Genomic DNA, 2,931 nt, shown 5'->3' with positions numbered 1-2,931 from the left:
TTTTTGGTTAAGTCCTCGATCGATTAGTATTCGTCAGCTCCATGTGTCACCACACTTCCACCTCGAACCTATCTACCTCATCGTCTTTGAGGGATCTTACTTACTTGCGTAATGGGAAATCTCATCTTGAGGGGGGCTTCATGCTTAGATGCTTTCAGCACTTATCCCGTCCACACATAGCTACCCAGCGATGCCTTTGGCAAGACAACTGGTACACCAGCGGTGTGTCCATCCCGGTCCTCTCGTACTAAGGACAGCTCCTCTCAAATTTCCTACGCCCACGACGGATAGGGACCGAACTGTCTCACGACGTTCTGAACCCAGCTCGCGTACCGCTTTAATGGGCGAACAGCCCAACCCTTGGGACCGACTACAGCCCCAGGATGCGATGAGCCGACATCGAGGTGCCAAACCTCCCCGTCGATGTGGACTCTTGGGGGAGATAAGCCTGTTATCCCCGGGGTAGCTTTTATCCGTTGAGCGATGGCCCTTCCATGCGGAACCACCGGATCACTAAGCCCGTCTTTCGACCCTGCTCGACTTGTAGGTCTCGCAGTCAAGCTCCCTTGTGCCTTTACACTCTACGAATGATTTCCAACCATTCTGAGGGAACCTTTGGGCGCCTCCGTTACCTTTTAGGAGGCGACCGCCCCAGTCAAACTGTCCGCCTGACACTGTCTCCTGCCCCGCTAAGGGGCATGGGTTAGAATTTCAATACAACCAGGGTAGTATCCCACCGACGCCTCCTTCGAAGCTGGCGCTCCGAGATCTCTGGCTCCTACCTATCCTGTACAAGTTGTACCAAAATTCAATATCAGGCTACAGTAAAGCTCCACGGGGTCTTTCCGTCCTGTCGCGGGTAACCTGCATCTTCACAGGTACTATAATTTCACCGAGTCTCTCGTTGAGACAGTGCCCAGATCGTTACGCCTTTCGTGCGGGTCGGAACTTACCCGACAAGGAATTTCGCTACCTTAGGACCGTTATAGTTACGGCCGCCGTTTACTGGGGCTTCAATTCGCAGCTTCGCTTGCGCTAACCACTCCTCTTAACCTTCCAGCACCGGGCAGGCGTCAGCCCCTATACGTCACCTTACGGTTTTGCAGAGACCTGTGTTTTTGCTAAACAGTCGCCTGGGCCTATTCACTGCGGCTCTCATGCGCTTGCACGCTCAAGAGCACCCCTTCTCCCGAAGTTACGGGGTCATTTTGCCGAGTTCCTTAACGAGAGTTCTCTCGCACACCTTAGGATTCTCTCCTCGACTACCTGTGTCGGTTTGCGGTACGGGCACCTCTCACCTCGATAGAGGCTTTTCTTGGCAGTGTGAAATCAGGAACTTCGTCCATACGGACTCGCCATCACAGCTCAACGTTACAGTGTGCGGATTTGCCTACACACACGCCTTACTGCTTGGACGCGCACAACCAACGGCGCGCTTACCCTATCCTACTGCGTCCCCCCATTTCTCAAACGGTGAGGAGGTGGTACAGGAATATCAACCTGTTGTCCATCGCCTACGCCTATCGGCCTCGGCTTAGGTCCCGACTAACCCTGAGCGGACGAGCCTTCCTCAGGAAACCTTAGTCATACGGTGGACGGGATTCTCACCCGTCTTTCGCTACTCATACCGGCATTCTCACTTCTAAGCGCTCCACCAGTCCTTCCGGTCTGACTTCAACGCACTTAGAACGCTCTCCTACCACTGACATCGTAGATGTCAATCCACAGCTTCGGTGAATCGTTTAGCCCCGATACATTTTCGGCGCAGCGTCACTCGACCAGTGAGCTATTACGCACTCTTTAAATGATGGCTGCTTCTAAGCCAACATCCTGGTTGTCTGTGCAACGCCACATCCTTTTCCACTTAACGATTACTTTGGGACCTTAGCTGGTGGTCTGGGCTGTTTCCCTTTTGACTACGGATCTTATCACTCGCAGTCTGACTCCCGTGTATAAATATCTGGCATTCGGAGTTTGTCTGAATTCGGTAAACCGGGATGGCCCCCTAGTCCAAACAGTGCTCTACCTCCAGTATTCTCATCACGAGGCTAGCCCTAAAGCTATTTCGGAGAGAACCAGCTATCTCCAAGTTCGATTGGAATTTCTCCGCTACCCACACCTCATCCCCGCACTTTTCAACGTGCGTGGGTTCGGGCCTCCAGTAAGTGTTACCTCACCTTCACCCTGGACATGGGTAGATCACCTGGTTTCGGGTCTACGACCACGTACTAATTCGCCCTATTCAGACTCGCTTTCGCTGCGGCTCCGCCTTCTAAAGCTTAACCTCGCACGTAATCGTAACTCGCCGGTTCATTCTACAAAAGGCACGCTATCACCCATTAACGGGCTCTAACTACTTGTAGGCACACGGTTTCAGGATCTCTTTCACTCCCCTTCCGGGGTGCTTTTCACCTTTCCCTCACGGTACTGGTTCACTATCGGTCACTAGGTAGTATTTAGCCTTGGGAGATGGTCCTCCCGGATTCCGACGGAATTTCACGTGTTCCGCCGTACTCAGGATCCACTCTGGAGGGAATAAACTTTCGACTACAGGGCTTTTACCTGCTCTGGCGGACCTTTCCAAGTCGCTTCATCTAACTCATTCCTTTGTAACTCCGTATAGAGTGTCCTACAACCCCAAGAGGCAAGCCTCTTGGTTTGGGCTCTTCCCGTTTCGCTCGCCGCTACTCAGGGAATCGATTTTTCTTTCTCTTCCTCCAGGTACTTAGATGTTTCAGTTCCCTGGGTCTGCCTTCAAGACGCTATGTATTCACGTCAAGATACTACGCGATTAAACGTAGTGGGTTCCCCCATTCGGAAATCTCCGGATCAAAGCTCACTTACAGCTCCCCGAAGCATATCGGTGTTAGTGCCGTCCTTCTTCGGCTCCTAGTGCCAAGGCATTCGCCGTGCGCCCTTAATAACTTAACC

At 52.5% G+C, this 2,931-nt stretch carries 1 rRNA gene; it reads right to left on the bottom strand.

The features are described 5' to 3' along the window. Positions 1 to 3: 3 nt before the first annotated feature. A 23S ribosomal RNA gene (locus tag ACIQXI_RS21920) occupies positions 4 to 2,931 on the bottom strand.

This window comes from Lysinibacillus sp. NPDC097195 (assembly GCF_044762075.1).
Lineage (GTDB): Bacteria > Bacillota > Bacilli > Bacillales_A > Planococcaceae > Lysinibacillus.
This window is presented reverse-complemented; position numbering and strand designations above follow the sequence as displayed.